25 protein-coding genes are annotated in these 23,014 nt (G+C 66.1%); 10 read left to right on the forward strand and 15 right to left on the reverse strand.

Annotated elements, in window-relative coordinates:
* Positions 1-12: 12 nt before the first annotated feature.
* Positions 13-852, reverse strand: coding sequence for a phage BR0599 family protein (locus tag MCIT9_RS00890; protein WP_317705567.1), 840 nt, complete (start codon positions 850-852; stop codon positions 13-15).
* Between the two features lie 15 nt (positions 853-867).
* Positions 868-2,058 (reverse strand): hypothetical protein, encoded by a 1,191-nt coding sequence (locus MCIT9_RS00895; protein ID WP_317705568.1) that lies wholly within the window; start codon positions 2,056-2,058, stop codon positions 868-870.
* Between the two features lie 18 nt (positions 2,059-2,076).
* Between MCIT9_RS00895 and MCIT9_RS00900 the strand changes: the two genes are divergently transcribed.
* On the forward strand, positions 2,077-2,460 hold the full coding sequence (locus tag MCIT9_RS00900) for a hypothetical protein (RefSeq protein WP_317705569.1): 384 nt from the start codon (positions 2,077-2,079) through the stop codon (positions 2,458-2,460).
* Between the two features lie 155 nt (positions 2,461-2,615).
* On the opposite strand, the gene MCIT9_RS00905 is transcribed toward MCIT9_RS00900, so the two are convergent.
* Genes MCIT9_RS00905 through MCIT9_RS00935 form a run of 7 tightly spaced genes read right to left on the reverse strand, consistent with a single transcriptional unit; the run spans position 2,616 to position 7,967 of the window.
* On the reverse strand, positions 2,616-3,647 hold the full coding sequence (locus MCIT9_RS00905; RefSeq protein ID WP_317705570.1) for a hypothetical protein: 1,032 nt from the start codon (positions 3,645-3,647) through the stop codon (positions 2,616-2,618).
* Between the two features lies 1 nt (position 3,648).
* Positions 3,649-4,620 carry a DUF7210 family protein gene (locus MCIT9_RS00910; protein WP_317705571.1) on the reverse strand — a complete coding sequence of 324 codons (972 nt, stop codon included), beginning with the start codon at positions 4,618-4,620 and terminating at the stop codon, positions 3,649-3,651.
* 6 nt (positions 4,621-4,626) lie between these two features.
* Complete coding sequence (locus tag MCIT9_RS00915; RefSeq protein ID WP_317705572.1) at positions 4,627-5,070, reverse strand: hypothetical protein; 444 nt, start codon at positions 5,068-5,070, stop codon at positions 4,627-4,629.
* A gap of 7 nt (positions 5,071-5,077) precedes the next feature.
* Entirely contained in the window at positions 5,078-5,359 is a 282-nt protein-coding gene (locus MCIT9_RS00920) for a head-tail joining protein (protein ID WP_317705573.1), read from the reverse strand.
* 7 nt (positions 5,360-5,366) lie between these two features.
* On the reverse strand, positions 5,367-6,374 hold the full coding sequence (locus tag MCIT9_RS00925) for a major capsid protein (protein WP_479724329.1): 1,008 nt from the start codon (positions 6,372-6,374) through the stop codon (positions 5,367-5,369).
* Positions 6,375-6,376: 2 nt separating this feature from the next.
* Positions 6,377-6,754, reverse strand: coding sequence for a head decoration protein (locus MCIT9_RS00930; RefSeq protein WP_317705574.1), 378 nt, complete (start codon positions 6,752-6,754; stop codon positions 6,377-6,379).
* 1 nt (position 6,755) lies between these two features.
* Positions 6,756-7,967, reverse strand: a complete 1,212-nt coding sequence (locus MCIT9_RS00935) for a S49 family peptidase (RefSeq protein ID WP_317705575.1) — start codon at positions 7,965-7,967, stop codon at positions 6,756-6,758.
* Positions 7,968-8,024: 57 nt separating this feature from the next.
* Between MCIT9_RS00935 and MCIT9_RS00940 the strand changes: the two genes are divergently transcribed.
* Together MCIT9_RS00940 and MCIT9_RS00945 are read left to right on the forward strand one after the other, a co-directional pair.
* Positions 8,025-8,255: a TA system antitoxin ParD family protein gene (locus MCIT9_RS00940; protein ID WP_317705576.1), complete on the forward strand. Its 231-nt coding sequence runs from the start codon at positions 8,025-8,027 to the stop codon at positions 8,253-8,255.
* On the forward strand, positions 8,252-8,530 hold the full coding sequence (locus MCIT9_RS00945) for a type II toxin-antitoxin system RelE/ParE family toxin (RefSeq protein ID WP_317705577.1): 279 nt from the start codon (positions 8,252-8,254) through the stop codon (positions 8,528-8,530). The genes MCIT9_RS00940 and MCIT9_RS00945 overlap by 4 nt, the downstream gene beginning before the upstream one ends.
* A 3-nt stretch (positions 8,531-8,533) precedes the next feature.
* Here MCIT9_RS00945 and MCIT9_RS00950 read toward each other — a convergent pair whose 3' ends face one another.
* Both MCIT9_RS00950 and MCIT9_RS00955 read right to left on the reverse strand, forming a co-directional pair.
* The gene (locus MCIT9_RS00950) at positions 8,534-9,982 is read right to left on the reverse strand and encodes a phage portal protein (RefSeq protein WP_317705578.1); all 1,449 of its coding nucleotides are present in this window, start codon (positions 9,980-9,982) and stop codon (positions 8,534-8,536) included.
* Position 9,983: 1 nt separating this feature from the next.
* Positions 9,984-10,190: a phage head-tail joining protein gene (locus tag MCIT9_RS00955; RefSeq protein WP_317705579.1), complete on the reverse strand. Its 207-nt coding sequence runs from the start codon at positions 10,188-10,190 to the stop codon at positions 9,984-9,986.
* 696 nt (positions 10,191-10,886) lie between these two features.
* On the opposite strand from MCIT9_RS00955, the gene ltrA (MCIT9_RS00960) reads away from it, so the two are divergent.
* Both ltrA (MCIT9_RS00960) and tnpC read left to right on the forward strand, forming a co-directional pair.
* The gene (gene ltrA / locus MCIT9_RS00960) at positions 10,887-12,221 is read left to right on the forward strand and encodes a group II intron reverse transcriptase/maturase (RefSeq protein ID WP_317705580.1); all 1,335 of its coding nucleotides are present in this window, start codon (positions 10,887-10,889) and stop codon (positions 12,219-12,221) included.
* A 121-nt stretch (positions 12,222-12,342) separates the two neighbouring features.
* Positions 12,343-13,809 carry an IS66 family transposase gene (tnpC, locus tag MCIT9_RS00965; RefSeq protein ID WP_317705581.1) on the forward strand — a complete coding sequence of 489 codons (1,467 nt, stop codon included), beginning with the start codon at positions 12,343-12,345 and terminating at the stop codon, positions 13,807-13,809.
* A 71-nt stretch (positions 13,810-13,880) separates the two neighbouring features.
* Here the strand turns inward: tnpC and ltrA (MCIT9_RS00970) are convergent, their stop codons facing one another.
* On the reverse strand, positions 13,881-15,215 hold the full coding sequence (gene ltrA, locus MCIT9_RS00970; protein WP_317705582.1) for a group II intron reverse transcriptase/maturase: 1,335 nt from the start codon (positions 15,213-15,215) through the stop codon (positions 13,881-13,883).
* 571 nt (positions 15,216-15,786) lie between these two features.
* On the opposite strand from ltrA (MCIT9_RS00970), the gene MCIT9_RS00975 reads away from it, so the two are divergent.
* Genes MCIT9_RS00975 through MCIT9_RS00985 form a run of 3 tightly spaced genes read left to right on the forward strand, consistent with a single transcriptional unit; the run spans position 15,787 to position 18,608 of the window.
* Positions 15,787-16,014 carry a hypothetical protein gene (locus MCIT9_RS00975; RefSeq protein ID WP_317705583.1) on the forward strand — a complete coding sequence of 76 codons (228 nt, stop codon included), beginning with the start codon at positions 15,787-15,789 and terminating at the stop codon, positions 16,012-16,014.
* 1 nt (position 16,015) lies between these two features.
* On the forward strand, positions 16,016-17,428 hold the full coding sequence (locus MCIT9_RS00980) for a DUF1800 domain-containing protein (protein ID WP_317705584.1): 1,413 nt from the start codon (positions 16,016-16,018) through the stop codon (positions 17,426-17,428).
* Between the two features lie 13 nt (positions 17,429-17,441).
* Positions 17,442-18,608, forward strand: a complete 1,167-nt coding sequence (locus tag MCIT9_RS00985; protein ID WP_317705585.1) for a DUF1501 domain-containing protein — start codon at positions 17,442-17,444, stop codon at positions 18,606-18,608.
* Here the strand turns inward: MCIT9_RS00985 and MCIT9_RS00990 are convergent.
* Both MCIT9_RS00990 and MCIT9_RS00995 read right to left on the reverse strand, forming a co-directional pair.
* Positions 18,587-19,678 (reverse strand): MJ1255/VC2487 family glycosyltransferase, encoded by a 1,092-nt coding sequence (locus tag MCIT9_RS00990; RefSeq protein ID WP_317705586.1) that lies wholly within the window; start codon positions 19,676-19,678, stop codon positions 18,587-18,589. The two genes, MCIT9_RS00985 and MCIT9_RS00990, sit on opposite strands and share 22 nt — an antisense overlap.
* Positions 19,675-20,202, reverse strand: coding sequence for a phosphatase PAP2 family protein (locus tag MCIT9_RS00995; RefSeq protein WP_317705587.1), 528 nt, complete (start codon positions 20,200-20,202; stop codon positions 19,675-19,677). Before MCIT9_RS00995 ends, MCIT9_RS00990 begins: the two co-directional genes overlap by 4 nt.
* Before the next feature lie 181 nt (positions 20,203-20,383).
* Between MCIT9_RS00995 and MCIT9_RS01000 the strand changes: the two genes are divergently transcribed.
* Together MCIT9_RS01000 and MCIT9_RS01005 are read left to right on the forward strand one after the other, a co-directional pair.
* Positions 20,384-21,166 (forward strand): GNAT family N-acetyltransferase, encoded by a 783-nt coding sequence (locus MCIT9_RS01000; protein ID WP_317705588.1) that lies wholly within the window; start codon positions 20,384-20,386, stop codon positions 21,164-21,166.
* Positions 21,159-21,896, forward strand: coding sequence for a lysophospholipid acyltransferase family protein (locus MCIT9_RS01005; protein ID WP_317705589.1), 738 nt, complete (start codon positions 21,159-21,161; stop codon positions 21,894-21,896). The genes MCIT9_RS01000 and MCIT9_RS01005 overlap by 8 nt, the downstream gene beginning before the upstream one ends.
* Here MCIT9_RS01005 and MCIT9_RS01010 read toward each other — a convergent pair.
* Positions 21,893-22,681, reverse strand: coding sequence for a UDP-2,3-diacylglucosamine diphosphatase (locus MCIT9_RS01010; RefSeq protein WP_317705590.1), 789 nt, complete (start codon positions 22,679-22,681; stop codon positions 21,893-21,895). The two genes, MCIT9_RS01005 and MCIT9_RS01010, sit on opposite strands and share 4 nt — an antisense overlap.
* Positions 22,682-23,014 lie beyond the last annotated feature (333 nt).

Here is a 23,014-nt window from a genome sequence, read left to right on the forward strand (position 1 = left end):
GGGATTGCCTTCTCAATATGCGCTTTCGTTGAACGGGTTCTTGCGCGGGATCCAGGGGAACCCGCCGAAGTTGTCGGCGTTGCCGAAGCGGCTCTGGCAGGTCTGCAGGGTGTGGTCGCAGCCGGCGTAGAGGTTGACCGTCTCGCCCGGATGCAGCGGCGCCGGATAGATCAGGGTGATGCCCGATCCGTAATAGTCGCTGTGCTCGATCATGTGCCGGGTATCGTCGGCGCGCTCCAGATAGCCGCCCGCAAAGCGGTCCGGCGGGAAGCTCGCCCCTTCGAACCAAATGAGCCGTCCGTCCACCTGCGACACGGTGAAGGATTCAGCCACCGGCGTCGCCCGGCACTCGGCGCCGTAGAGCACGTGCGGACAGCGCCGGGCATAGAGCCGGCGCAAGCCCAGCCGCTTGAGGCTGATGCTGGCCGGCTCGCAACGGATGCGCGCCTCCCGCTCCTCGAAGATCACCTGCAGCACCCGCCCGGTCCAGACCAGTGCCCAGCCCCAGTCGCTGCCGAAGCGGCGGTAGATGCTCACGCCCATGGGTTGCGGCTGCGGCGCGCCGCGATAGTCCCGCACCAGGTCCAGGTCCCGCGGACAGCGCAGGTCGATGGAGCGCCGGCCGGCCTCCGGGCCCAGCCCGAGACTGCCTCGCGAGATGGCCGCGGGCCGATAGGTCCGGTCGCCGTTCCAGTCCACGTTGGCCACCACCTCGCGGCTGGCCGAGGTGTAGTACCAGGCAGTGGTTCCCCGGGTGAAGCGGTAGAGCTCGGTGACGTCGTCGGTGTAGCAGTGGAAGCCGGGGCCGGACGGGATCTCGCCGCCCGGCGGCCGGCCGATCGGGATCGGCATCGTCTGTGGTTCCTGTCAGAACGGAATGTCCCCGCCGCCACGCAGGTAGGGATGGCAGCGCGCCAGGGTCATGAACCGCGCGGCCACTTCCAGCACCTCATTGGTGTGCCAGGTGAACTCCACCCGGTCCTGGTCGAGCCGGGCGAAGTGCAAAGGCGTGACGGGCGTGCCCACCGGCACGTCCACCGGCAGCGGATCGGCCAGCAGCAAACGCGCCTTGGTCTCTGACTCGGCCTCCAACCGCGAGATGCGCACAGCCACCGGCGGCTGGCCCGCAGGTCGGATCAGCAGTCCCAGCCCGGGGTCTTCCCAGTGCCAGGGCAGCCGGGCCCGGCGCAGCAGCAAATAGTCGTCCCCGGCCATGGCTGTCTGCGCCAACGCCAGCCCCGTGAACTCGTCCGGCAGCCAGACGGGGTTGAGGCGTCCGGCCAGATACTCGAACAGTCCCAGCAGCCGGTTGGTGGCCGACTGGCCCGCCGCCAGCCAGCGGCGGCTGAGGATGCGGGAGGGTCGATCATCGACCCGTCGGATCCACGGCCGGCCGAGACGGTTGTCGATCCGCTCGATCCGTGCCTGGTACTCGATGGAGGGCTCCGGCTGCCACTGCTCGGCATCATGGATGACCGGCACGCTCTCGAGGGTGAGTTCCGGGGTGAAAGGCCATTCCCACACCCGCTCATCGAGCCGGATCTCGACCGGCTGCGAGGTCACTGCGGCACAGTGGCGCCGGGCGGTGGTGGCATCAGGAATAACGCCCCGTACCAGCGGCGCGAAGGTCGAACCGGCTTCCACCGGTCGGGCCAAGGGCAGCGTCAGGTTCGCCAGCTTCTGTGCGGTGTCGAAACCGGTGACCATAACCTGCTGCACGTCACCGTCGGGCGCCCGGATCAGCGCCGGTCCCTGGCCCCAGCTATCCAGCGCCTCGGTCTGGATGGCGCGCATCAGGGGCTCGGTCACCGCATCGAGCGGGACGGTCGTGCTGCCTGCGGCCGCGTTTGCTGTCACCCGGCGGGCCACCGGCCAGACCGGAAACAACGCCTCGCGGCCCTGGTGCCCGGTGAGCCAGGCATCCAGGCCGATGGCCCCGGCATCCCAGGCCGTGACCAGCATCTCCACGGCCCGGCGCGGATGGCGGCGCAGACGGATGCGCGACTCGGTGCCGTCGCGCGAACGCAGGATCTGGGTCTTCCACTCCCACCGCTCCACCCAGGGCTGCGACCAGTCGTGCCGGAAGGCGAAGATCCCCCGCGGCGGCGGCTCGCGCCAGACCACCTCGATGAGGGTGGCGAGCAGCGCAACGGGTGGATCCGGCCGGGCCGTGGCCTCCGCGTCGAGGGCATCGACCTGAGCCAGCGGATCGGGCCGGACCGCGGGCTCGACGACCTGCTGAAGCAGATCCGACGGCGGCAGCGGCCGTGCCGCCGGTTCCAGCAGCGCCTGATCGAGTTCGGTTCCGGCTACCCCCTTGCTCGCCGGCTCGATCGCGACCTGATCGACCTGCGCGGCCATTTAGCCCGGAACCTTTGCCAGCATCCCGAGAGCCTGCGGAATTCGCAGCCGCTGGGGCGACGATGTGGAGCGAAGGCGATAGCCATAGCTATCGGCTGAGCGAACATCAAGCACCAGCGAGCGAGAAACCGCAGGAATTGGGATAGGACAGCGCCGTCCACTCGGCATGTTTGACAGATGACTGCATGCACTCATTGCTGTACCGCTTGCAAGTTATGGATACCGGCGCTGTCCGGCTGGTGAAGGTTCCGGGCTCATCCCTTCTCCACCCCGAACTCGGCGGCGTTCAGTTCCGTCTCCGTCCAGTCGACGCCCGCGGCAGTCTGCTCGAACACCGTGGTCAGATAGGTGGGATCGGTGGTCAGCGCCTGCGCCGCGCCGGTGGCCACCGTGGCGCCGGACTGGGTCAGGGCCTTGAGGGTGCCGGCGCCGGCGTCGGTCTTCTTCGCCAGGGCCGTGACCTGCACCCCCAGCACCGTGGGCGTGTTCATCGCCGGCAGCGGCTCGAAGGCGTAGCTGTCCCGGTCGCCCGTGTTGGCGGCGGTCACATAGTCGCTGTGATCGGGCAGCGGCTCGTCGACCATCTCCCAGTTATGCCCCGCACCCGAGGGCGTCCACTGGCTGAAGCTGCCGGCCCCGGTCGGATGCAGGGCGTCGATGCGCACGTCGCCCAGGTAGTCGTTGTTGCGGGTGCCCGAACCGTCGGCCAGATAGAAGTCGTCGAACAGCAGCTCCACCGGGTACGGCTGGTCGGCCCAGCAGACACCGCCGGCGACCAGGTTGCCGCCGGTAGCGATGTTCTGGCCGCTGATCGTCAGCCAGGTCTGACTGTTGACCCGCAGCTCCAGCAGCCCGGTGCCGTTGCCCTCCACCACCTTCAGCTCGAGGTGGTTCCAGGTCTGGGCCGAGATGGCCCGCAGGGACTGGCCCGTCGGGAATCCGCCCTGGCCGATGCCCAGCAGCCCGATGGCATTGACCGACACCTCGTAGCGCTGGTTGCCGGCGGTGCGCACGAACAGCAGCGGAAAGCGGTCCGGCGGCAGCAGATCGAGACGGAAGGCGCAGCCGAGGATGATCCGGCTCACGCCGTAGCCGATCTCTCGCACCATGGCCACGCCCTGGGTATTGGCGGGAAAGCGAAGCGCGGACGAGGCACTCCGGCGTCCGGGAACCCGCTCGCACTGGGGCGCGTACTGGGCCTTGGCGTAACCGTAGTTGGGCACGCCGTCGGGCTTGAGGGCCTGGGGATCGAAGTGATCGAAGCCGTCGACGAACAACAGTGCCATGTCAGCCTCCCAGATATTGCCGGACGGTGGCGGCGTTGCGCCGGATGACGTTGGTGATGACCTGCTCGCCCGCGGGCGTGGCCAGGAAGTCGCCCACCAGCGACTCGTCCACGGCGTTGACCACCCGGACGTTGACCTGGGGCTTCTCCTGGCCTCTCGCACCCGGCACCAGCCCGCCCGTGGAAAAAGCAAGACTTGGCCCCCGCCAGCGTGGCGCGAAGGCCCCGCCGTTGATCGCGTCCAGAAAGGCCACGCCCACTTTCTTCACCGAGGCGGCATTGATCACGTACTCGCCGGCGGAAAGCCGCGCCGGTATGGAGTCGGAGGTGGACGTGCCGGGGCCGGTGACATAGCCGCCGGTGGCAAAACCCTTGAATAAGGCGCCAGTGAGCCCACCGATGCTACCGCTCAGCCCCCCGAACAGCGACTGGGCCAGCTTTTGCGCGGCGATGCGGTTGATCGAGGCGATGACCGATCGGGCGAAGTCGCGGAACGCCTCCTTGGCCGACTTGGCGCCGGAGCCGATTCTCTCGAACATGGTGGCGAAGGCGTCCTGGACCTGACCCTTGACCCGAACGCCCACCTCATCGACCACGAGCCTGGTCCGGGCCAGCTCGTTCTTCCACGCCTGCACCCGGGCGACCGCCTCCGGGCCGATGGCCCGTGCCGCCTGTTCCATGAGCGGCAGCAGTTTTTCCATCTCGGTGGCGGATTGCCGCTGGAGACGGACGATCTGCTCGCGCGCCTGGGCCTCGGTGAGCAGTCCCGCTTGCTGCTGGATGCGGATGGCCTCCTGCGCGTTGCGCATCCGCTCGGCGGTCAAGCGCCACTTCAACTCCAGGGCGTCGAGGTTGGCTTGTGCTGCCTTGACGTCGACCAGCCACTTGGCCGAGGTCTCGTCGAGGTCGAGGCGCTCCCCGGGCGAACGGCGCTTGCCGGCATGGGTATGCGGTTTCAACAGTTCGATCTTCATGGGGTTTCATCCTCGCTGGGTGAGATCATGGGCACGGGTGCGGTAGCGGATCGCGTAGCGGGCGGGGATGGCGGCCACAACGCTATCTGCGTCCTCCACCTCCCACTCGCAGTCGAGCTCGAGTACGGCCAGCGCGAGCCCGTTCAGGCCCGGGTCGTCCATGAGCGCCGCATGGGCCGCGACCAGCAGCGCGTCGGCCTCGGTCTCGGGCGCCGCCGGCGGTACCGCACGGGCCAGCGCCACCACCCGGATCACCAGCTCCCGCTCGACCCGGTCGTTGGGCCGGTCGATTACCTCGTCGCTCTCGGGGAAGACGACCACCGCGGGCGCCTGCTCGCGGGTCAGCGCCACGGTGGGCGAACGGTGCACCTCGGCGCCCAGAGGCGCGAGACTCGCGGCAATACGGCTCACCGCCGCTTGCAGGATCTGCTCGCGGATGGAATTGGGCATGGCGGGTTCAGAGACGGGTCAGCGTGGCCCGGCGTTCGGTTCCATCGCCGAGGGCGTGGACCTCGCGCACCTGGTAGGCGCGGCCAGCGATCTGCACCGTGTGCCCGGCGGCAAGACCCGGCAGGCGCGATGCCGGGTAGCGGATGGCGTACTCGGTGGAGAGCGCGAGCCCGTCGAGCACGGGCTCGTCCGGAGCCCGGAACTCGGCCATGACGGCCGCGCCGCCGACGATCACCTCGGTGAGCAGGCCGGCGGCACTTGCCGCGTCATACAGCGACTCGAGATCCACGGTCAGCTTAGGCCACCACTTTGACTAATACTCCAGGGCGGTGGCACATGGGCAACGGATTGCTCTGGGTGTGCAGGTCGGTGCCGCGGTCGAACTTGCGGGGCTCCTGCTTGGCGTACAGCGGCCGGCCGAGGGTGTTGGCGGTCTCGTTGAAGTCCGCCGGCGCGAAATAGGTGGCGAAGGTGTCCACCGTGCCGAGCGGGAAGCAGTGTCCTTCGCCCGCGGCGATGAAGCGGCGGGTGTTGCCGTCGGCGTCCACCGCCTGGCCGCGGTACTCCTCGAAGGTGATGCCGGCGAAGGTGAAGCCCGCGCGCATGTCGGTGCGCAGGGCCGCGCCGTCCTGCCAGCGCTCGTAGGCCTTCTCCACCTTGGGGTGCGAGGTGAGCGCGTCGAAGAACTCCTCGGAGACCAGGCAGTGGATGCCGGTCATGCGCTCGCCCTTGAGGTTGTCCTCGAGATGGCGCTTGATGGCGAGGCACTTCTTCTTGACGTCGGTGTTGGCGTTGCCCAGGTTGAAGTTGACCACCTTCGGGGTGATGCCGAACTCCTGGTACAGGTCGTAGAGCGTGGAGCCGTCGGCGTCCAGGATCACGCCCTTGAGCGCCCCCATGCGCAGATGCTCGAGGGTGATGGCGTGCTTGTTGCGCATGGTCTGCAGATGCTCGGCCATTACCTGGGCGATCGTCTGCACCTCGGACTCGGCGCCGAAGGCGCGTACGCCCTGGACCTCCTCGGGGAGCACCACGTCGTCTTGGGGGATGTGCGGGATGGTGAAGGTGCGAAGGGCCCGCTTGCCGCGCTTGCCCACGGTGCCCGGGGCGCCCACCGGCAGGGTCGGCAGCAGGGTCAGCACGCCGTTCTTCTCCTCCACCGCGATGGAGCGGAAGCGCACCGGCTTCTCGGGCATCAGGCCCATCTGCTCCAACCGGCCGTAGTTGTTGGGCAGCAGGTTGATGGCGGCGGTCAGCGCCGTCATCGAGAAGGCCGGCGACTCGAAGGGATTGTTCATGGCCATGGTCAGACTCCTTTGCGAACGAGGATGCCGATGGCCTTGAGCTGGGCTACGGCAGCGGCCTTCTCGGCGTTGGTGATCCCGGCGGGCCACACGAGGGCGTGATCGGCGACGATGGCGTGGCGGGCGAGCAGAATGCCGTCGTCGCGATCGCCGGCGGTGGCGTCCACCGGCTGCAACAAGATGCCGGCGGCGGTCTGGCTGCCGTCGGTGGCCGCCGGATCCAGCGCCTTCACCTTGCCGGTGGCGGAGACGATGCCCACCACCGCGCCCAGGGCGAGGTTCTGGCCTGCCAAAACGGTGGCCTGGTCGCGGGAATAGAGATTGGGGGCCTCGTACTTGAGCAGGTCCCCGAGGTTCATGCCTTCGGTGATCACGGGCATCTCACACCTCCTTGGCCGCGCGCTGGCGGGCGGCGGCTACGACGGGGTTGTCATCCAGACTCGCGGCGGGACTCGTGCGCTGCGGGTCGATGTGGCTGGCGATCTCGGGCGCCTGGGCGCGGTATTCGAGCAGGGCCTCGCGCACCGCCTCCTGGGTCATGCCTTGCGCAAGAAAGCCCGCCGTCTTTTCCGGGCAGCCGGCGAGCAGGCAGAGATCGGCGATGGCCCGGGCCTCATTGCGAGCGGCCTCTACCGCCGCGGCGATCCGCGTTTCTTCCGGTTCGGTCGGATCCGCTGCAACAGGATCGCAAGCAGCGGGATCAGGGTCATGGTGCTCCATGGTCGGTGCCTCCTGGGGTTGGGGTAAGGTTGTGTGAATCGGGGGATCGAGTTCCGCGCGCATGGCCGTGACGGCGTCACGCAGGGTGCCGATCCGGTCGGCGAGCCCCGCGGCCACCGCGTCACCGCCGAAGTAGAGCCGCGCTTCGGTATCCCGCACCGCCTCGACAGTGAGCCCCCGGTGCTGGGCCACCGACTCGGTGAAGATGCCGTAGAGGCGATCCACCTCGGCCTGCAGCGCGGCGCGGGCGTCATCCGAGAGCGGCGCATGGGGGCTGAAGTCGTTCTTGTGGCTACCGGCATAGATGGCGGTGAAGCGGTAGCCGTCCTGCTCGTCCTTTCGCGACTGGTCGGCGTGCATGGCGATGACACCGATGGAGCCGACGCCGCCGGTGCGGGTGACGAACACCTCGTCGCTTGCCGCCGCCAGCGCGTAGGCGGCGGAGAAGGCCTGGTCGTTGGCTACGGCCCAGACGGGCTTGTCACGCGTGGCGGCGCGGATGCGCTCGGCCAGTTCGAAGACGCCGCCGGCCTCGCCGCCCGGGCTGTCGATGTCCAGCACGATGCCGGCCACCGCCGGGTCCGCCACCGCCCGGTCGATCCGAGCCCCGATCTCCTGGTAGCTGGCGAGCCCCGAGGCCGCCTCCAGACCCAGCGCGCGGCGCAACAGGGTCCCGTGGATCGGGATCACGGCGATGTCGCCTTGCTGCAGGGACGATGGCCGTCTGGGACTGGTTTCGAAAGGCTGGGGCTTCAGTCCGCGCTCCGGCCAGCCGATACGCTCCCCCAGGACGGCCAGGATGATTTCCAGCTTCTCCGGAGCGATCAGCAGCGGCGTCCCGATGATGCGGGCCGCGAGATGGGGCAAGCGCATGGTTGCAAAATCTCCAGGCGTGACTACAATTGTGGTAAATGGATCGAGGGTATTGATATGAGCGTTTCCGTCCGCATCGACGACACCCTGGTGGAAGAGGCCCGCGCCGCCGCCAAGGCCGAATTCCGCACGGTCCAAGGCCAAATCGAGTTCTGGGCCAAGGTGGGCCGGGCCGCCCTGGACAACCCGGACCTGCCGGCCAGCTTCATCGCCGAGAGCCTGATGGCGATGAAAGAGCCGCGCGAGCAGGCCGAACCCTTCGTGCCGCGTACTCGCAAATCCAAATGACCTGGGAGGTGCGGCAAACGCGCCGCTTTGCCCGGGCCTACAAGAAACTGCATGACAACATCGCCGCGGATGTGGATGCGGCGGTCGCCGCGATCGCCGAGGATCCCGACATCAGCGAGAAGAAAAAGGGCGATCTCGCCCGGCTCTGGGTCTACAAATTCCGCAGCCAGGGCCAGCTCTATTTGCTGGGCTACACCCGGGAAGACGAAGTGCGCCTGATCTGGCTCGAGGCCATGGGGCCGCACGAGAACTTCTATCGCGATCTCAAACGCTGAGGCTCAGCCCTTGGCGGTTTGCGTCGCCGCCGTCTGCTGCCGCGGATCGGAGTCGAACACCAGTCCCAGCTCGTCGGCGCGCCGGTTGTCCGCGGCGATCTCGCGATCCACGTCCTCGGCGTCGTAGCCGAAGGCGGAGATCGCCTCGGATCGGCTCATGAGCCCGGCACGGATGGCGGTGAGCAGCGCCTTGAACTCCTTCTCGGGATCCACCCACTGCCAGCCCTGCGGGATCCACTTGCAGTTGAGGTACTCCCGCCGGCGGAGGGCGAAGTCGGGCAATGGCAGCGCGCCTTCCAGCGCCGCCTGTTCCATCCAGGCGCGCCATACCGGACGGCAGAACTGGTGCACGATCACGCCGTGCTGGATCGCCTCGCAGCGGCGCCGGAACTCCAGCAGCCCCGCGCGGATACTGGAGTAGTTCACGCCGGTGAGGTCCCCGGTCAGCTGCTCGTAGGTGACGCCGATGGCGGCGGCCACTGCGCGGAACTGGGTGCGCAGGAACTCCGAATAAGAACCGCCCACGTCGGCCGGATCGGAGAACTTGACGTCCTCGCCGGGCTCCAGAATCTGCAGGGTGCCGGGCTCGAGTCCGGCCAGCGCCACGCCGGAGGCATCCGCTTCCCCTTCGCCCATGAGGTTGTCCTCCGGGCTCTGGCGGGTGATGAAGCCGGCGAACATGGCGGCGGTCTTTTTGCGCACCAGTTCGGCGTCGTCGTACTGGTCGAGTTCGTTGAGTTTGACCAGCGCCCGCGAGAGCCAGGGCTCGCCCCGGATCTGTCCCGGCCGCAGGGGTCGGAACAGATGGATGATCTCGGCGGCCGGCACCCGCACGGTTTCCCTATCGGCGCTGCCAGCGGGGCTCAGCGTGCCGTCCTCCGGGTGGACGCGATAGAGGTGGTAGGCGACGCGCCGGCCCAGCTTGTCGAACTCGATGCCGGCGCGGATCCGGTTGCCGTTGGGCGCCTCGGTATTCAGGGTCAGCGGCAAATGCTCGGGTTCCAGCAGTTGCAGCTGGAGCGGCACCGACAGGCCGTCCTCGCGACGGCGCGGGCGCAGCCGCACGAGGCATTCGCCGCCTTCCAGCATGGCCCGGCAGGCGAGCGCCTGCAGGCCGTAGAAGTCGGTGAGCCCCGCGCTGTCTGCCTCCTCGGTCCAGACCCACCACAACGACTGGATCGCTTTGCGCAGCTCGGCATCCTCGACCAGGCTCTGCGGCTTGATGCCGGTGCCGACGGCGTTGGCCACGAAGGCCTCGACGGCGGCCGAGGCCCAGGCGTTGCGGCGCACTAGGTCGCGGGACTTGGCGCGCAGCTCGCTGTTCGTGGCGAGCATGGCGGCCACCGCGCCGGGATTGCCGGGCGTCCAGACGACACTGCGTCGCCCGCGGCCCGCCGCCTCGTGCACGGGCGGGCTCTTGAGCCGGCTGCGGATGCGCTGGAACCAGCCCATCTCAGAAGCCCTTGTCCGTGGTGAGGCGGATCTGGCGCACCGGCGTCCGTCCCTGATCTCGGGCCAGACTCGCATCGATCTCGCGCAGCGCCGCGCGCAGCTCGGCCACCGAGCGGTACTCCACCGTCTTGTCGCCGAAGGTCACGCGCCGCTCGCCCCGGGCCAGGGCGCGCTCCAGGGCCTCGCGGTCGGCCTGGGTCCAGGCCATCTCAGGCGCCCGCCAGCGCGGCCAGTTCCAGCACCAGATCGGTCTGATCGGTCTGGCCGTTTCGGTAGACGATCCTCGCGAAGCGACCGACAGGACGCCCCAGAACAGTGAAAGTACCCGTTCATTGCGCCAGGCCAAGCCTGGAGAAGGAGGAAGTTATGTAGAAGGAAAGACATCGCTGAAACCTTCAGAGCGACCTGACAGGTGCAAGTCCTGTCCGGCCAAGGCTGGCCACCAGCCGGAACCGAGTGTTGCGTGGTCGAGGAGCGATCCCGACTGCGAAGCGTACACAGGGGGCCTGTAGGCCGCGTGATGGAGCCTCGAAAGTACGGAATGCGGAGCCGACGTTATTGAACGGACGGAAGGCAACAGGGGTGGTGCTGTACTGGCCTGGCATCATCCCTCCGCCGGGGTCGAAGAGCGGGGCATGCAGGGCAAGGGTCGCCCAGGAACCTGGGAGGGCTCGATCACTCCTTGCGGGAAGAGCGGTGCGGGCGCCGTGTGAGAAAAGGCCCAGGCCCATCGGAGCGGTGTCCGGCCGATGGGAGCGAACGGGACACGAAGCAGGGTACCGGCGCGCGAAGGCGACGAAGCGCGCTGGGAAGGTGATCGAGCAATCGGAGCCTGCCGATAGTACCTGGGAAGTCGGGGAACCTGCCCCAAGGGACCCGATGGAGGGAAGCGGCAGGTCGGACGATGGGGCTTTCGGAGGGGCAGATGGCCGGGACATCGAGCCAGGAAAACATCTCAACACGACAACGGAAGCTAGTGGAACTGGCCCGGATCGAACCGAAGCTGGAACTGACCACGATTGCCCACCACATCGACGTGGTGTGGCTGGAAGAAGCCTGGCGGCGCACCCGCAAGGACGGGGCCGCCGGGGTGGACGGCGTGACTGCATCCCAATACGCAGCCGCCTTAGAGGAGAACCTGACGCGCCTGCTGGAACGGTTCAAGACCGGCCGGTATCGGGCGCCTGCGGTACGGCGCGTCCACCTGCCCAAGCCGGGAACGGGAAAGACCCGCCCGATCGGCATTCCCACGCTGGAAGACAAGGTGCTGCAACGGGCGGTGCTGATGGCGCTGGAACCCATCTTCGAGCAGGACTTTCTCGACTGCGCCTACGGGTTCCGGCCCGGACGCAGTGCCCACCAGGCCCTGGAGAGGCTATGGGGCGGGCTGATGGCCATGGGCGGTGGCTGGGTCATCGACCTGGACATCCAAAACTTCTTCGACGACGTGGACCGGGACCGGCTGCGGAACTTTCTGGGGCAGAGGGTGCGCGACGGCGTGATCTGCCGCGTGATCGGTAAATGGCTGAATGCCGGCGTCATGGAGAGCGGACAGCTTCACTACCCCGAACAAGGGACACCGCAAGGTGGGGTGATCTCCCCGCTGCTGGCCAACCTCTACCTGCATCACGTGCTCGACCTGTGGTTCGAGCAGACGGTCAAACCGCGACTGCAAGGCAGCGCCTTCGAAGTCCGGTTCGCCGACGATGCGGTCCTGGTGTTCAAACGGGAAGAAGACGCCCGGCGGGTATTGGCCGTTCTGGGCAAGCGCCTGGCCAAATACGGCCTGCGCCTGCACCCGGACAAAACCCGCCTGCTCGACTTCAGAAAACCCGGACGGAAAGGCCAGAGCTTCCAATACCTGGGATTCACCCACTACTGGGGACGCTCAAGGAAAGGGCGTTGGGTCGTCAAACGCAAGACCGCCCAAGCCCGGCTCAGCCGCTCCCTGCAGGCGATCAACCACTGGTGCCGGATGCACCGCCACTGGCCGGTTGCAGACCAACAAGCGGCCCTGAGCCGCAAACTCAAGGGGCATTATGCCTACTATGGGATCGTCGGCAACAGCCAATCGCTGGCCCGCTTCCTGTACGAGGTCAGACGGCGCTGGTACAAATGGTTGTCCCGCCGCAACCGGGAACGGATGAACTGGGACCATTTTGGGCGGCTGTACAAACGATACCCACTCCCCCCACCGCGCGTGGTTCACGGAATTGCCCGTTGCGTAGCGACGCCATAGTCCGAGGAGCCGGATGCCTTAATCGGGCACGTCCGGATCTGTGGGAACCGCGGGTGAGCAATCGCCCGCGGTCACCCGGCCGGTCTTGCCAAGTGCCTGAAGATTCAGGAGAATGCGGGCCATGGAAAGACTTGATCTGGACCTGAGCCGCCCACCTCCCTTGCCCGGGACGGTGGAGGAATGCCACCGGGTGATCGAAGCGCTTTGGCGGGCGCTGGGAGAATTTCAGCAGATCCAGGCGCGAGTGGAAGAACTGGAGGAACAGTTGGCCTTGGGGTCCGACAATTCCTCCCAACCACCTTCCCAGGACAGCACGAAGAAGCGCGCCGAGCGCAAGGGCAAGCGACCGACGGGACGCAAGAAAGGGGCGCAGGTGGGACATCCCAGGCACGAGCGGGCTCTGGTTCCGGCAGAAGCAGTGGACGAGGTCCGGCATTACTTTCCCCATGGCCGCTGCGAGTGCGGTGGGTCGGTGGCGGTGCGGGGATTCCGTCCCCATCAGGTGTTCGACCTGCCCGAGATTCGTTACCGGGTGGTCGAACACCGGGTGTATGAAGGCCGCTGTGGGTGGTGTGGTCAGAAGCACCAGGGGCGGCTACCGGATGAGGTTCCCCGCGGCCAGATGGGACCTGGGCTGGTGGCGTGGATTGGCTTGATGACGGGGCGCTATCACCTGTCGCTGCGGGAAGTCGAAGCGCTGCTGGAAGAACAATGGGGTCTGAGATTCAGCCTGGGGGCGATCAGCCAGAGCCAGATCCCGCTGCAGGCGTGGCTGGGTCCGGTCTACAACCAGATTGGCGAGGCGGTCAGAAAAGCGCTGATCGCCCATGCCGACGAGACCCGCCACTACCGGGGCCGCAGCATCTATTGGCTGTGGGCGCTGACGACCGATCAGATGGCGTATTTCCTGACCCATTATTCCCGCGGCAAGGGTGCGGCCGGTGAGCTGTTGGGGGATTTCCAGGGAATCCTGGTGACCGACCGCCACGGGGCCTACAACGACCATCCCCAGGACTCACACCAATACTGCTGGGCGCATCTCATCCGCAACCTGGAACGGATCGCCGGGCGCAAGGGACAGGCCGGCGAAGATGGCGAACGCCTGCTCCGGGCCGCCCGCCTGACGGTTCACTGCGGCAAGCTCTGGCAACAGAGCCATTACCCATCCGACCGCTACCGAAGGCGATTGGAACGCCTCAAAGCCCTCTTCCGGCGCGAACTGGAACAGGCCGCCCAAAGACATGGCGACAACAAAACCGGTCGCAGCTGCCGCAAGTTGTTGGACGATTTTCCCAGGTTCTGGACCTTCCCGGACCATCCCGGGGTACCGATGACCAACAACACGGCAGAGCGTGCCCTACGCCCCTATGTCATCTGGCGCAAGACCCGTTTCTTCAGCCAGTCGCATCGCGGTGACTGCTTCCGACCCATGATCCTGTCGCTGGTCGAAACCTGCAAGCGCCTCAAGATCGGCGTCTATCAGACCCTGCGGACCATCTGCGCCCAGGGCATGGCAGAGGGCGAGGTCACCTTCCGCCTGCCCCTGCCGGAACCTCAACCACTTCCAGTGGCAAGCCCGGCCGGGTGACCGCGGGCGATTGCTCACCCGCGGTTCCCACAGATCCGGACGTGCCCGATTAAGGCATCCGGCTCCTCGGACTATGGCGTCGCTACGCAACGGGCAATTCCGTGAACCACGCGCGGTGGGGGGAGTGGGTATCGTTTGTACAGCCGCCCAAAATGGTCCCAGTTCATCCGTTCCCGGTTGCGGCGGGACAACCATTTGTACCAGCGCCGTCTGACCTCGTACAGGAAGCGGGCCAGCGATTGGCTGTTGCCGACGATCCCATAGTAGGCATAATGCCCCTTGAGTTTGCGGCTCAGGGCCGCTTGTTGGTCTGCAACCGGCCAGTGGCGGTGCATCCGGCACCAGTGGTTGATCGCCTGCAGGGAGCGGCTGAGCCGGGCTTGGGCGGTCTTGCGTTTGACGACCCAACGCCCTTTCCTTGAGCGTCCCCAGTAGTGGGTGAATCCCAGGTATTGGAAGCTCTGGCCTTTCCGTCCGGGTTTTCTGAAGTCGAGCAGGCGGGTTTTGTCCGGGTGCAGGCGCAGGCCGTATTTGGCCAGGCGCTTGCCCGGAACGGCCAATACCCGCCGGGCGTCTTCTTCCCGTTTGAACACCAGGACCGCATCGTCGGCGAACCGGACTTCGAAGGCGCTGCCTTGCAGTCGCGGTTTGACCGTCTGCTCGAACCACAGGTCGAGCACGTGATGCAGGTAGAGGTTGGCCAGCAGTGGGGAGATCACCCCACCTTGCGGTGTCCCTTGTTCGGGGTAGTGAAGCTGTCCGCCTTCCATGACACCGGCATTCAGCCATTTACCGATCACGCGGCAGATCACGCCGTCGCGCACCCTCTGCCCCAGAAAGTTCCGCAGCCGGTCCCGGTCCACGTCGTCGAAGAAGTTTTGGATGTCCAGGTCGATGACCCAGCCACCGCCCATGGCCATCAGCCCGCCCCATAGCCTCTCCAGGGCCTGGTGGGCACTGCGTCCGGGCCGGAACCCGTAGGCGCAGTCGAGAAAGTCCTGCTCGAAGATGGGTTCCAGCGCCATCAGCACCGCCCGTTGCAGCACCTTGTCTTCCAGCGTGGGAATGCCGATCGGGCGGGTCTTTCCCGTTCCCGGCTTGGGCAGGTGGACGCGCCGTACCGCAGGCGCCCGATACCGGCCGGTCTTGAACCGTTCCAGCAGGCGCGTCAGGTTCTCCTCTAAGGCGGCTGCGTATTGGGATGCAGTCACGCCGTCCACCCCGGCGGCCCCGTCCTTGCGGGTGCGCCGCCAGGCTTCTTCCAGCCACACCACGTCGATGTGGTGGGCAATCGTGGTCAGTTCCAGCTTCGGTTCGATCCGGGCCAGTTCCACTAGCTTCCGTTGTCGTGTTGAGATGTTTTCCTGGCTCGATGTCCCGGCCATCTGCCCCTCCGAAAGCCCCATCGTCCGACCTGCCGCTTCCCTCCATCGGGTCCCTTGGGGCAGGTTCCCCGACTTCCCAGGTACTATCGGCAGGCTCCGATTGCTCGATCACCTTCCCAGCGCGCTTCGTCGCCTTCGCGCGCCGGTACCCTGCTTCGTGTCCCGTTCGCTCCCATCGGCCGGACACCGCTCCGATGGGCCTGGGCCTTTTCTCACACGGCGCCCGCACCGCTCTTCCCGCAAGGAGTGATCGAGCCCTCCCAGGTTCCTGGGCGACCCTTGCCCTGCATGCCCCGCTCTTCGACCCCGGCGGAGGGATGATGCCAGGCCAGTACAGCACCACCCCTGTTGCCTTCCGTCCGTTCAACAACGTCGGCTCCGCATTCCGTACTTTCGAGGCTCCATCACGCGGCCTACAGGCCCCCTGTGTACGCTTCGCAGTCGGGATCGCTCCTCGACCACGCAACACTCGGTTCCGGCTGGTGGCCAGCCTTGGCCGGACAGGACTTGCACCTGTCAGGTCGCTCTGAAGGTTTCAGCGATGTCTTTCCTTCTACATAACTTCCTCCTTCTCCAGGCTTGGCCTGGCGCAATGAAAGGACACGGAGCGGTCCAGGGCCACGGTATCGTCGCCGGCCGGGGTACCGCCTCCGGCCGCGGCCTGGTGATCTATCGACAGAATGGTCAGTGGCGCTATCGCAAAGGTGAAGGCACCGTTTCCGGACAGGGCATCGCCATCGGCCGAGGCGCCGCCCGCGGCCGCGGCGTTGCCGCCGGCCAGGGACGCGCCAAGGGCCATGGCCGCAAATGGCCGTTCTGACATGCATGCTGGCGATCCCACCGTCCATCTGCTGCGGCGCACCGGTTTCGGCATCCGGGCCGGAGAGTTGCGTCAGGCCAAAGAGATGGGTTGGCAGACCTGGCTGGAAAACCAGTTGTCTCCGGAAACCATCGACGATTCAGCGGTGGACGATCAACTCAAGCGCTTCTTCCCCACCCTCGACAAAACCGCCGGGGCGCTGGCGACCCGTGATCGAAACCGCCTGCGACGCACGATGCTGGAACTGAAAGCGGCCCGCCTGCTGCTGGCCTTGTTCAGCCGCCGCCAGCTGTTCGAGGTGATGGTGGAATTCTGGAGCGACCACTTCAACATCTACCACCGGGACGGTCCGGTAAAGTTCCTGAAAACGGTGGACGACCGCGAGGTCGTCCGCCGGCATGCCCTGGGCCGTTTCGCCGACCTGCTGCAGGCATCGGCCACCAGCCCCGCCATGCTGGTGTATCTGGACAATCACCGCAACAGACGCCGCGGCCCCAACGAAAACTATGCCCGCGAGCTGATGGAACTGCATACCGTCGGCAGCGACGGCGGCTACTCCCAAGCGGACGTGGAGGCCGTTGCCCGTTGTTTCACCGGCTGGGGTGTCGATCGCCAGACCGGGGCGTTTCGCTTCTACCCTCGGCGCCACGACGACGGCGCCAAGACAGTGATGGGCCTGGAAATACCCGCCGGCGGGGGCATGGAGGACGGCCTTCAGGTACTGGCGCATTTGCTCCAGGTGCCTCACCCCGAAGGGCCGGAACTGCGGGCCAACGCCCGCCTCATCGCCACCAAGCTCTGCCGCCGTTTTGTGGCTGACGAACCCCCACCGCAATTGGTTGGCCGGATCGCCCGCCGTTGGCAAGAGACGGACGGCGACATCCGCGAAACCCTGGCGTTTCTGTTGCGCTCCGAGGCATTCTTCAGCCAGGCCATTCCCAAGGTCAAGCGGCCGCTTCACTTCGTCTGCAGTGCCCTGCGTCAGACGGGAGCTGAAATCGGCGACCTGCTGCAGGCGACCGCCACCTTGCTCAAGGTGCTGCGCCGCCTGGGACACTCCTCCTTCGACCATCCGACGCCGGACGGTTATCCCGACGCCGCCGCCCCTTGGCTGGGCGCCGACGGCCTGCTGCAGCGCTGGCGCTTCAGCCTCCGGCTCGCCCGGGACCAACTGCCTGGGTTCCGGCTGGACCGGGAACGTTTGACCGCCGGCGCCCGGACGCCGGCGGCCATCATCGAACGCCTGGAGGTCAATCTGTTTCCCGACGGCATACCCGAGGGGCTGCGCCGGCAGATGGTGGATGTATTGGCCCGCGGGACCGATCCTGCTCAACCCCTGGGCAGCGACCGGGATCGGCGCATCGCGGCTGCCGTTGCCCTGGCGCTGGCCAGCCCGGCGTTTCAGGTTTATTGAAGGAGGTTCCCCCATGTCTCTGAACCGACGCGAATTCATCAAAGTGATGGCGGTCGCCGGGATGTCGCCCTGGACGCCGCGGCTTGGATGGGCGCAGGAACCGACGGCAAGGCAAAACAGGGCGCTCGTCTGTCTGTTTTTGCGCGGTGGCGCCGATGCGGTCAACCTGCTGGCACCCTATGCCGACCCCCTTTACCGCCAACTGCGGCCCACTTTGGCCCTTCCGGAACCAGGGGTGGCGGGGGGCGTGTTGCCCCTGGACAGCCAGCTGGGCTTGCCTCCAACCCTGGAACCGCTGTTGCCCCTGTACCGATCCGGCGATCTTGCCCTGGTGTCCCTGTGCGGCCTTGGGAACGACAGCCGCTCCCACTTCGACCGCCAGCGGTGGATGGAGGCCGGTGGCGACGGGATCCCGGTTCCCGGCGACGGCTGGCTCGCCCGCGCCCTGGCCCAGACCGATCTCCCAACGCCGGTAGCGGCAGTCGGTTTCGGCGGACGCCTGCCCTTTGCGCTTAGCGGCGCCAGCGCCGTCGCCATCCGGGATTTGGACCGTTTCGGCTTGCCAGCCAAACACATGTCGGCCCTGACCCAGCTGTATGAGGGGGGAAACCTGGTGAGCCAGGCCGGACAGCAGACGCTGGCGGCGCTGAACTTCATCGGCAACGCCTCTCTGCCGCCCCAAGGGAGCGATTATCCTGATTCTTCCCTGGGACGGGATCTGGCCCAGACCGCCCGGCTCATCAAGAGCGGCATCGGCCTGCGGGCCTTCTGTCTCGACAGCGGCGGCTGGGACACCCATGCCAATCAGGCCGCCACCCTGGCTGCCCGCCTCGACGATCTCGCCCGCTCCCTGGCGGCCTTTCACGCCGATCTGGGAGCGCAGATGACCAACACCTGTGTGGTGGTCATGAGCGAATTCGGGCGCCGGGTCGCGGAGAACGCCTCCGGTGGCACCGATCACGGCCATGGCGGGGTCATGCTGGTGCTCGGGGGCGGGGTTCAGGGGGGAAAGATCTATGGAGACCGGCCGGATCTCAGCGACCTGTACGGCCCCGGAGATCTGCCGGTGACCACCGACTACCGTTCCGTGCTGGCGGAAGCGGTGACAGTTACCCTGGGCGTGAGCGATCTAAAGACCGTCTTCCCCGGTTTCCAGCCTCAAGTTCTGGGCCTGTTTTGAGAGATAGACGCTCGGTTCGGTGCCGACTGCCCGGTTGGTGCGACCACCTCAACCTGCCGCCAGATGGCATCAATCCAGTCCGGATCGATCCGTCCCGAGCCCGCCTTAAGCCAGGCGACGATGGCGGCGGCCACGTCCGGATAACGCACTTGCACCGCCCTGCCGCTTTCGAGCCAGGCGGCCACCGTGTCCTGGTCGAGGCGCGCCATCACCGTCCCCCAGCCCAGTTCCGCCAGCGCCTTGGCGTTGCAGCATTGCTCCCACTGGCCCTTCAGGGGTTTGCTGAGGATCTTCTTGCCGGCCGCCAATGCCTCGGAGATGAACTCGAAACCGCTGTTGCAGATCACCCCGGCGGAGGCCGCCAGATCCTGCTGGAAACCGTCGCGGGAAAAGGGATGGAAACGCAGGTTGCGGTCCGCGTAGGGGACGGGCACCTGGCTGTGGTAAACATGGAAACGCCAGCGGGGAAAGTTGAGCAGCAGGCGGCGAATGTCGGCCAGCGACTCGAAGGGAAGATAGACCAGGATCCGGCGTGGATCGGTTGCCTGCACCGGTAACGGTTCCACCAGCGGTGGCAGAATCGGCTGACCGAAGTGATGCCAGTGCAGCCCCAGTCCCAGCGGCGCCGGCGCGTACCAGCGCAGCAGCAACCGTGCGTGCCAGCCGCCGCGGCATTTGGGAATGGCGTAACGGAACGCCTGCTGATGGCCGAGGCCGATTACCGGCACGCCGTCCAGGCGGGCCGCCCAGGCCGACACCGGCTCGAAGTCGTTGAGCACCAGATCGAAACCGCGCAGATCCAGCGCCTGGACATCGTGGATGAAGCCGGGCAAATCCCGCACCCTGGCCAGGGTGCGCAGGTAATCGATCCGCCCCTTGCGGGAGACGAACGTCAGGCCGCGGCGCCACCACCAGTCGCCGAAGACCTCCATGTCGAAAAACTTTTCCCGCGGCCGGCCGCTGAACAGATACTGGACCTCGATCCCTGCGGCCCTGAGGGCCGGGGCCATGACCCGGGCGCGGGTCAGGTGACCGTTGCCGGTTCCCTGAACGCCGTAGAGTATCCTCATCCGCCCATCCAGCCGAGGGTGGCCAGGGCGCAGAGGCTCCCCATCAACGCACCGGCGGCGATGTCGGCAGGATAATGCACACCGAGAAAGATGCGCGACAGCCCTACCAGTACCGCCCACAGGAAGACCGCCGGCGAGACCACGGGATAGAACCAGGCCAGCAGAATGGCGGTGGCGAAGGCGGCTGAAGTGTGGCCGGAGGGAAAGCTGAATTCGTCGGAGGGGACGATATGGCTGCGGAAGCCGGCCAGGCGCGTCTGCGGCCGCCCCCGCTTTAAGCTGTTCTTGAGCAGAAAATACAGCGGCCGCTCAAGGGCGAAGGTGGCGATGCCGGCGGTCAGGAACCACTCGCCCCGCGCCCCGTCGACCCACCACAGCCAGCAGCCCAGCAGGATGTACCAGCCCCCGTCGCCGCTGCGGGAGATCCAGCGGCTGGCGGTCACCAGCAACTGGTAGCTGCGGCGCTTAAGAAACCAGAGAAACAGGGCCTCATCGTAGCTTTGCAGGGATTGCAACAAACGCATGGCGCACGCTCCTTTCGGCTTGAACCTGCTCGAAGATAGCGCCCGAAGATGACAAAACGATCACCGTTTGGTTACCGATTCTTGACCGTACACTGCCACGAAACCGTCATGCATTCTTCGCATGCCTGTCACATCGCCTCTCTATGGTTGCCGGAAAATCCACAACTCAAGGGAAACTGCCATGAAAAACGACCTTCCCACCGGCAACTGGCAATGGTCCGCCCCTTCCCCACGGCGTTACCAGTCGTTCGTCGCCCTCAGTCCCCAAACCGTGGAGGCGGCCTGCCGGCTGCGTTACCGGGTGTTCGCCGAGGAAATGGGCGCCCGCCTGGCGGGTGACGGGCTGGATCATGACCGCTTCGATCCTTACTGCGATCACCTGGTCGTCCACGACCAGCGGGAGGACCGCATCGTCGGCACCACCCGCCTGCTCAGCGATGCCGCGGCGCGCCGCAGCGGCGGTTTCTACTCCCAGCAGGAATTCGATCTCGATACGGTACTGACCCTGGAAGGACGTTTTCTCGAAGTGGGACGCACCTGCATCGATCCTGACTGCCGCGGCGGTGCCGTGCTGTCCACGCTGTGGTCCGGACTGGCGCGTTTCGCCATCGAACGGGGTTTCGACTACCTCATGGGTTGCGCCAGCATTCCGCCGGGGCCGGGCGGTTTCGCCGTCAAGGCGTTTTACCGCCGGCTCACCCCGGAGCAACAGGGCCCGCAATGGTTGAACGTACAATCCCTGCGGCCGGTACCCGATTACCTTCGCTGCGAGCGGGACGATTGCGGCGTCCCACCGTTGCTGCAGACCTATCTGCGCCTGGGTGCCTGGGTGTGCGGCGATCCTTACTGGGATGAAGACTTCAACTGTATGGACGTCTTCATCCTGTTGCCCTTAAAGCACCTCAAGGCCCGGTACTCACGCCGTTTCATCCGTCATCCCGCGGAAATCCGTGGCCATGCGTAATCTCCCGAGGGCATTGGGACGGGGCGGGCTGATTCTGCTGTGGCTGAGCGGCGGCGCCGTCGTCCTGGTGGCCGTGTTTCCCTGGCTCCGCCATTCCCCCCGGCGCCGTGACGCCATCCGTCTATCCTGGTTCCGGGGCCTGGGGCGGATTTTGGGCCTCCGCCTGGAGACCTGCGGCAGGCCCGCCTCCGGCCCGGTGCTGGTGGTCGCCAATCACATCAGCTGGCTGGATATCGTGGTCCTCGGCTGCCAGGCCCCGATGACCTTCGTCGCCAAAGCCGAAGTGGCAAGCTGGCCCCTGCTTGGATTTCTCGCCCGCCACAGCGGCACGCTGTTCATCGCCCGCCGCGATCTTCGCAACATCCGCCAGGTGAATCAGGCGGTCACAAAGCGCCTGCAAAACGGCGAGCGGGTGGTGATCTTCCCCGAAGGGACCACCACCCCCGGTAACCAGGTACTGCCTTTCACCAGCGCCTTGCTGCAGGCCGCCATCGACGCCCGAGCGCCGGTGCAGCCGGTCACCCTCCAATATCCGGGCGAGACGGCAACGGCAGCGCCCTTTATTGGCGACGACACCTTTCTTGCCTCCCTTTGGCGGATTCTGCGGCTGTCCCGCGTGGAAGCCCGCTGCCGGTGGCATCCACCGCTGCGCGGCGGCCGGCGCCGGATTCTGGCGGACCGGGCCCGAGATCTCATCGCCGCCACCTTCCCCGAGAGGCTGGCCGGTTAACCGGCCAGCGCCAGGTCTGCTTTTTCCTTGACTTCAAGCAACCGGGCGCTCTCCGTCACCCAGTGAATCAGGCGCCAACGTCCCTGAACATCTTCCACCAGCGCTGTGCAATTCTCGACCCAGTCGCCGCAGTTGCCATAGAATCCGGCGCGATCCTCGCGCAGCGCCGGATGATGGATATGGCCGCAAATCACACCATCGTATCCACGGCGGCTGACGTTGTGCAGCAGGGCTTCCTCGTAGTCGGCGATGTAGCGTTGGGCGTTTTTGACCCGCGACTTCAGAAAGCCGGCCAGCGACCAGTAGGGAAGCCCCCGACGCGCCCGGTACAGGTTTACCCAGCGATTGATTTCCACCAGGGTATCGTAGGTGAAGCAGCCAAGGACGCTCAACAAGCCGCCGGCAGTGATGACGGTGTCGTATTCGTCCCCATGCAGCACCAGCAGACGGCGCCCGTTGACCGCCTCATGCACGCAGCGTTCCCGTAACTGGATGCCATTGAACTCCGTTCCCAGATAACCACGCAGCAGTTCGTCATGATTACCGGGAATGTAGATCACCTCCGTGCCGCTACGGGCCATGTTGAAAAATCTCTGCGCCACGGCTTGGTGCAAATCGGACCAATACCAGCCCCCTTTTCGCAGGCGCCAGAGATCGAGAATGTCTCCCACCAGATAGAGTCTTTCGCACTGGACGTGACGCAGGAAGTCCAGCAGATATTCGGCTTTGCAACTGCGGGTTCCGAGATGAACGTCGGAAATGCAAACGGTGCGGAATTCAAGCATGGCAACCTCATTAAGAGATGTCGAGACCTGAATCTGGGCCTTCGATTAAAAAGGCCTTCCCTGGCCGGGATGGAGGCTTTAAGCGCTCTTGGAAGAGAGGTGGATCGTCGACAGGAGGCAAAGGAACACAAAAGCCAACATGAAGGATTCCAGCATAACGATCACCCTTTGGGGATTTGTGGAGATCATCGTCAGACCAGGCAACGGCCTGACGGTGAGCATTGAACCACCTTTTGTTGACAGGTGGATGAAGTTAAGATGAAGAAACCGTTTCAGCGGGGAGGCGTCTGAGAAGCCTGTCAAGTGAAGCCTGAAATTGATCTCTTTGCACAG

Origin of the sequence: Methylomarinovum caldicuralii, assembly GCF_033126985.1 — a bacterium.
Taxonomy (GTDB): domain Bacteria; phylum Pseudomonadota; class Gammaproteobacteria; order Methylococcales; family Methylothermaceae; genus Methylohalobius; species Methylohalobius caldicuralii.